Source organism: Undibacterium sp. RTI2.2 (assembly GCF_035018705.1).
In the GTDB taxonomy this organism is placed as follows: Bacteria; Pseudomonadota; Gammaproteobacteria; order Burkholderiales; family Burkholderiaceae_D; genus Undibacterium.
Genome location: NZ_JASJXN010000076.1, coordinates 1 through 7253 on the forward strand (window position 1 = coordinate 1; position 7253 = coordinate 7253).

The 7253-nt window shown below is 40.0% G+C and carries 5 protein-coding genes and 1 pseudogene; 4 read left to right on the forward strand and 2 right to left on the reverse strand.

Annotated elements, in window-relative coordinates; genetic code table 11:
* The first annotated feature begins 160 nt into the window (after positions 1–160).
* From QN395_RS20645 to QN395_RS20660, 4 genes are read left to right on the forward strand one after another with little or no spacing between them, the layout of a single operon-like run.
* Entirely contained in the window at positions 161–769 is a 609-nt protein-coding gene (locus tag QN395_RS20645; protein WP_322118412.1) for a pilus assembly PilX family protein, read from the forward strand.
* Positions 770–810: 41 nt separating this feature from the next.
* Positions 811–4779, forward strand: a complete 3969-nt coding sequence (locus tag QN395_RS20650) for a pilus assembly protein (RefSeq protein ID WP_323492937.1) — start codon at positions 811–813, stop codon at positions 4777–4779.
* A gap of 11 nt (positions 4780–4790) precedes the next feature.
* Positions 4791–5249, forward strand: a complete 459-nt coding sequence (locus QN395_RS20655) for a type IV pilin protein (RefSeq protein ID WP_322118414.1) — start codon at positions 4791–4793, stop codon at positions 5247–5249.
* 4 nt (positions 5250–5253) lie between these two features.
* Positions 5254–5793 carry a GspH/FimT family pseudopilin gene (locus tag QN395_RS20660; protein WP_322118415.1) on the forward strand — a complete coding sequence of 180 codons (540 nt, stop codon included), beginning with the start codon at positions 5254–5256 and terminating at the stop codon, positions 5791–5793.
* Between the two features lie 65 nt (positions 5794–5858).
* Here the strand turns inward: QN395_RS20660 and QN395_RS20665 are convergent.
* Both QN395_RS20665 and QN395_RS20670 read right to left on the reverse strand, forming a co-directional pair.
* A pseudogene (locus QN395_RS20665) lies at positions 5859–6007 on the reverse strand (IS3 family transposase); the annotation flags it as partial.
* Between the two features lie 148 nt (positions 6008–6155).
* Complete coding sequence (locus QN395_RS20670) at positions 6156–6782, reverse strand: hypothetical protein (RefSeq protein ID WP_323493136.1); 627 nt, start codon at positions 6780–6782, stop codon at positions 6156–6158.
* Positions 6783–7253 lie beyond the last annotated feature (471 nt).

The window sequence follows — 7253 nt, forward strand, 5'->3', positions numbered from 1 at the left end:
TTTCTTCTACTATACAACTTCGTAATAATTGCCTGGTCGATCCAGCCAGAAATATCTGTCTCCCACCAAATATTTAAATAATATGCAGAATTCTTTTATGGTCAATCGCTATCCATATATCCGAGTAAATCAGTTTAGCTCGTACGAGAGAGGAGCCTCTTTGATTGTTTCTCTATTAATGTTGATCGTTGTTTTAGTACTTGGAGTTTCTTTGGCAAACATGTCTTTGCAAGGAGAAAAATCTTCTCGCAGTGATCGAGACAGACAAGTTGCTTTGTCTGCAGCAGAAGCCGCCGTAAAAGACGCAGAGCTTGATATTGACCCGCAAGGTACTCCCTCAGCAAATTCACGAGGAGCAACATTTGACCCCACATCAAATATTGCATTTGTTGCTGGTTGTGGTTCAGGAACTGGCAATATAACTCAAGGTTTGTGCGCGCCTGCTGTTGTTGGTACAGGTAAACCAATTTGGCAGACCGTAAATCTAGCAGATGATAGTTCTAATGGTATATCTGTTGCATATGGAACATTCACGGGGCAAACCATGGTTTTAAGTAAGGCGTCATTTCCTGTCAAGGTACCCAGATATATTATTGAGGCAGTTCCAGACATCATCCCACCTGGTGTTGCTGATGCCGGACAAGCTGAATACGCTAACGATGCAAAAAGTGGTAAAAAATTTCTTTACCGCATTACCGCAATTGGGTTTGGCGCTAATTTGACTACGCAAGTTGTTTTGCAATCCTTTTATCGTAAAGCAATTAACTAACTGGGCATGTCAAATATATACGCAATATGGAGTGGAAAAAAATGAAATCATTATTAAAGAACGTGCTATTTGGAACGCTAATACTTAGCCACTTACAGGCCTTTGCAGGTGTCCCTACCGTGGCCTTAGCTAATATTCCTCTTTACGCAGGCGGGGGGACTTTACACCCTAATTTGTTGCTTGATTTATCGGTAGAGTTTCCTACCGTGAAGGCTGCATACACCAACTCTAATGACTACAATAAAGCAGTCGAGTATTTAGGTTATTTTAATGCTAAGAAATGTTATGTAAATGGTAGCCAAAAACTTTTTTTACTGGATCAGAACAAAAAAGCCTTAAACAGAACTGTTTGGGTGTCAGATCAGACTAATGGTTATTTCTCAGTCTCTCGAGATGCCGATGCAAACCACGAATGCCCTGCTAATGGTGGTTTTTTTAGCGGTAATTTTATGAACTGGGCCGCTTCCTCGTCGATTGATATGTTGAGGTTAGCATTGACAGGGGGCGATCGTATTGTAGACTCCACAACGCAGACAGTATTACAACGAGCTTACCTATATCCAGGTATTTATAATTCTGGTAATTTCCAAAAGAAATATATAGACGGCTCTGGCAATATGAGCGCACCGTCTGCAGTCACTCCATTTTCTTCCGCGACTATTTATATTTTAAATTGCGATAACAAAATTGTTTTTAGTGATGTCAGTGCGAGCGGTGGGTGCGGAACTAAACGTACTTTACCAAATAATGATTGGACTAAAGATAATCAACTTGATGTGACTACTGATCGCGTCCTTGGTGAATATTTAGCTAGAGTGCAAGTTTGTGACACAGCTGAGGCCACCGCACGTACTGATTTGTGCCAACAATATCCAAATGGCAGTTATAAGCCGGTAGGTCAAATGCAGAGAAATCAAAATACGGTACGTTTCGGTGCTTTTGGCTACCTAATGGATAATTCTGAGTCGCGGTATGGTGGTGTCTTACGTGCGCCGCTTAAATATGTCGGTAGCAAACAATATCGTGCCGTAAATTCGTTTGTTGAGGAGACTAATGATAGGCCTGAATGGGATGCCAATACAGGCATATTTGGTGCGAATCCAGAAAATGATGCTTTAGGAGCTAGTGGTGTAATTAATTACCTTAATCAGTTTGGCAGAACGGATCCCTCTGCTCCAGGCACGTATAAAACTTACGATCCTATTAGCGAACTGTATTACGAAAGTATTCGTTATTTGCAAGGTAAACAGCCTACTCCTGATGCTTACTCCGGTATGACCGATGCGATGAAAAATAAATTTCCTGTGATTACTACTTGGACGGATCCTATAGAAGCATCGTGTCAAAAAAATTATATTATTACTATTGGTGACGTTAACACATGGGACGATTTATATATACCTGGTAACACCAGAACAAATTCCTATCGGAATGCTCGTTCTGCGGATACTGCTGATGCAACATGGCCTGCTTTTAACGTTATGAATCAAACAAGTACTGTTGCTGCAATGGAATCTACAACGACTTACGGTAATTCGGCGCCAAATAGTTCTTTATCTAATTTGGCAAATGCCAATACAGGTGTTGGTAACGCTACTTTTTATGTCGCTGGTACTGCTTATTGGGCACACACAAATGACATTCGTTTTGATAAGCGCGTTCGCGTAACAAGTTTTTCGATCGACGTTGATGAGGGTGGTAATGGCACATTAGATAGCAGTCCACGTGGTGTAAAGCCACGTCAATCGTCATTATATTTGGCAGCCAAATACGGTAGTTTTGATGATAAAAATGTGGATGCTAATCCCTTTAAAACATTTGATACTGATAATAAGACTGTTATTACCAACAATACAGAATGGACGGGTACTGCTACCGGAACTGATCCATCAAATTATTTTTTAGCGAGTAATCCTAAGCAAATGATTACTGCAATTAATAATATATTTGCGACTCTATCAAGCAACGCAGGTACTCTTTCTGGTGTGGGCATTTCATCAACGAGTAATAAAGATAATCCTTATGTTTATGAGCCCGGTTTTGATGGTAACCGTTGGTCTGGTCATTTATTTAAAAAATCTGCGACGGCTGCCGCAACAGATTTACCTGTTTGGGATGCAGGTTTAATTTTAAGTGGTGATCCAACTAATAATGTTGCCGCGACGGCACCCGCCAGCAGAAAAATTTATACATCTAAAGTTGCCGCTGACGGCTCTTTATCTACTGTTGAATTTAGCTGGGGTAGCAATGGCACTAATTTTAGTACGGCTAACCAAATAGCCTTAAACACCAACCCTCATACTAACGTCGTGGACAATCGCGCTAGCGATAGGATCGATTTTTTAAGGGGTGTAAGGACCTTAGAGCTAGGAAAAGTAGATCCAGTAACTAAAATTGATCCTGGTATTTTTCGTACACGCAATGATAAGACAGGGGCTTTTGGTGACATCGTAAATAGTGCACCACTATTTTATGGTGTTCCCGCACAAAATATTTCAGATGCTGGTTACAGCACGTTTTATGCAAATAATGCATCTAGACAAAAAGCAGTATATGTCGGTGCAAATGACGGTATGTTGCACGCTTTTAATGCCGATGATGGAACTGAATTGTTTGCTTATATTCCTAACATACTGATCCCCAAGCTTAATCAACTGACAGATCCTTATTATCAACATACTGCGTATGTTGATGGGAAAATGACGATAAGAGAGGCGCAGGTCAGCGGTAGTTGGAAAACAGTACTTGTATCTGGCATGGGATCCGGTGCAAAAGGTGTCTTTACGCTTGACGTTACAAATCCGACTAATTTTGTTGGTAATGGCGGCGCGTTATGGGAATTTTCTGACGCAAACGATCCAGATATGGGTTACATCTTAAATCCGCCAGTAATAGGCAAGTTTCTTACGGGAACATCCGGTACAACGCCCATATATGGTAACTTTGTCGTCGTATCCAGTGGATATAATAATTATGATCCCAATTCTACTGCTACTACCGCAGGGGCAGGGGCTCTGTTCATTTTATCTCTCGATAAAAAGCCTGGAGACCCTTGGGTCAAAGGAAGTAATTATTTTAAATTATCTACTCCTATTAGCGATTCTACTAAAGCAAATGGGCTTGCTACTCCAACGATTGTTCTTGATTCAAATGGTGCAGTTCAATATGCTTATGCTGGTGATTTACAAGGTAATTTATGGCGTTTTGATTTTACCTTAGGCAATATATCTGTTGCTAAGTCACCAACAAAGTCAGTTTTTACGGCAATAACTCCAGTTACTAATAAACCACAGCCTATTACCGTTCAACCGAGGGTGATTTTTGCTCCTGGTGGCGGATATATTGTTTATTTTGGTACAGGTAAGTATCTGGAAAGTTATGACACGCTCCCTGCAAACTATGATGTTAGTTCATATTATGCAATTTTTGATACAACTGCCGATGCTGACAGGGTAACGAGTCGAGCACAGTTGGAGCCTCGCACGCTAAATGTTTCAGGTGGAGGATTTACTCTTACCGGAAATAGTTTTACCTACGGCACGGTGTCACCGTCAAAAAAGGGTTGGTACTTTGACTTTAATAATTCTAGTACTACGGGAGAAAGAATTATTACAACGACAGCGATTGCTGGAACTACTCTTTATTTCAATTCTTTAATTTTGAGTTCTGATCCTTGTAGTAGTGGAACTGGTCGTAAGTATCAATTGGATTCACTTACTGGTTTAACGGGTGTTGATTCTAGTGGAAATGCGATTGTTACTGGAACATTGTCAACTATCGGTTTACCTACATCCCCTCTGGTAATAATCACTAGTACAACAGTAACTGATAGAAATAGCGTAGGCTCTCGAAGAATAGTGACAAAAAATAATATCCGTACATCAGGCACTGGTGGGGCAAGTGGTTCTAGCGAAAATGCTACGGCTCAAGATACGATACAGCGTGGTGGGCGTATTAGTTGGCGTGAATTGCAAAATTGGCAAGAACTTCAAAAAGAAGCTAATAAATAATTGGATTTGTTATGAAAAAAAATAATTCAAAAGGTTTCACTTTGATCGAAATGATGATTACAGTTGCTATCATGGCTATTCTTTGTGCGATTGCTTATTCAAGTTATACGTCGAGCGTCGTCAAAGCCAGGCGCTCAGAGGCAAAGACTGCCCTTTTAAAGCGTATGCAACAGGAGGAACAATTTTATACCCAAAATTCAACGTATATTGTGTTTTCAAAAGCGTCAACAAATGCTAATCAGTTAAAATTTAGTTGGTTCAGTGGAGACGCGGCTACAAGTAGTTTGTATGAATTACAAGCGACTGCATGCACGGGTGATGTCATACAAAGTTGTGTTTTACTTACCGCCACCCCTGGCACTAGTAACGTTAACTCGAGCTTTAAAGATCCTATATGCGGGAACTTTACATTGACTAGCACTGGAGTAAAAGCCTACACGGGTACCGGTACAAAAGATACTTGCTGGTAAATATATGAAAACCAAATTTATCCTGCGACCCCCAACTCAAGGTTTTAGTCTGGTGGAGTTAATGGTTACGATATCCGTAGCCGCTATACTTTTAGCTATTGGTGCCCCTAGTTTTTCCAGTTTCATTAACAATCAAAAATTAGTTTCGACCGCTAGTGAGTTTTATGCAGCAATTAATATGACGCGATCTGAAGCTATCAAGCGCGGTAGCAGGGTAGATATGGTGCCAAATGACGGGGCTAATTGGAGTTCAGGATGGACGGTATTTATTGATGCAAATAGCAATCAAATTGTGGATCCAGGAGAAACTATTATTTTTTTTCATGAGGCTTCTGCAAATATAATTACTATCGCAAGTACATTTGTTGCACCATATATCTCATATACGGGTAATGGGCGCACGCGAACAAATGCTAGTAGCCAAACACCTAATCCGGGTACTGTATCGTTTACATCGGGAAGTACTGTTAGGATAGTAATTATCAATTTTCTCGGGCGTTCACAAATTTGTGATCCGAGCAAGTCGGTTTGTACTGCAAGTTAGGTATATTGCATGTTGGCGCGCACTCAATATTGACCAGCGGGGTGCGGCGTAAAACTTGGACTGGTTTATGGCATAAATCCGAGACTTTCTCGGTATTCGATGGGACTAAGTGATCTAAGGGATATCTTAATTCGCTTTTCGTTATACCAGTGAATCCCTCGTGGGCCGCGTTATCCGGTGAACACCCTTTGTGTGACATCGATCGAATCAACTTAGTCGTCCCTGGAATAAACCTCAGCATCAAGCAGGAAGCGGTTTACAAGACGAATAAGAACCTATAAATTCACTAGGAATTGCAAATAACTGTGCGAAATCTGGTGAATTGATGACTCCCAATCAGTCATTTTGTACTTTATAAAAATTTATTTAGAAAATAGATCCATGCTATATAAGCAAGCATAATCTTTTCCCTCAGCAGAGATAAGCGTTAAAGTTTCATTCGTGGATTTCTCATATCTAGTTTCAAATATATCATTCCGCTCTGGATGTCCTTTTGAATGAAACTTCCAACCAGCTTTTTCAAGATCTGTCCTAATTTGATTGACATCGATACACAGACTATCTGGACGAGATTGTATGTATCCAAAGGGTGAATGCTTCCAAGAAAACTTAAAATATTTAGTTATCGACTTTTCTACATCCATTGATAGAGCAAAATACCAATCACGGCCATCAAGGGCCTCAATAACGGTTGGATTTAACTCAGTGCGAGAATTTATTGTCCCGATAGCCTGAACCATTTTTATTCCCCACATTTTTTCAACGTTTTCTCTAGATCCACTCTCAGGGAATTTCGCTGCAATTGTCAGCAAATTTGCCCATAGTTCTTGGGCAGTAAATGGGTATGGAGCATGAAATTTTGTATCCATTGACTCTTCTTTCGTGTGCGTTGATTTACCAGCGCTCAAATCTCCTTGCGACTTCGCCGTGATTGGCAGAGCACATAGGAGAATAGGTAGCATAATCTCAAAGACGTTTTTTAACTTCATGTACACGAATCTCCGCCGTTTTATCTCTATAAATTATTTATAAAATAATATTAAATCTATTTAACGATGTAACTAAACCTTACTAAATTTACAAAATCCAGTGAATGTATCAAATCACTTTCTTTTCATATGTAAGTTTTTGTAAGGTTTCTTTATTTTGGCTTGGGCATTATTTTTATTGCAACTTAGTTCTTTATTGTTATGATTTTTATGATCTAAATAGGTTGGTAGACTGATAATAGAAGTTATTCTTTTTATGTAGGTTACCTCACTATACTTTTGCTACTAATTCAGCAAAACTTATCTGGGCAGTTCCGGTAATTTCTTTCTAAGTGCGTAAAGCATCATCCACAGTCAATTCATTGGTCTGGGTGAGATGACATAAGTGCGCGATAATTTTCGTGATGCAATGCCGGGTGCTTATTTGGCTGGTTATGAAATGCCAGCAGATGCGATGCTCACGCATCCTTG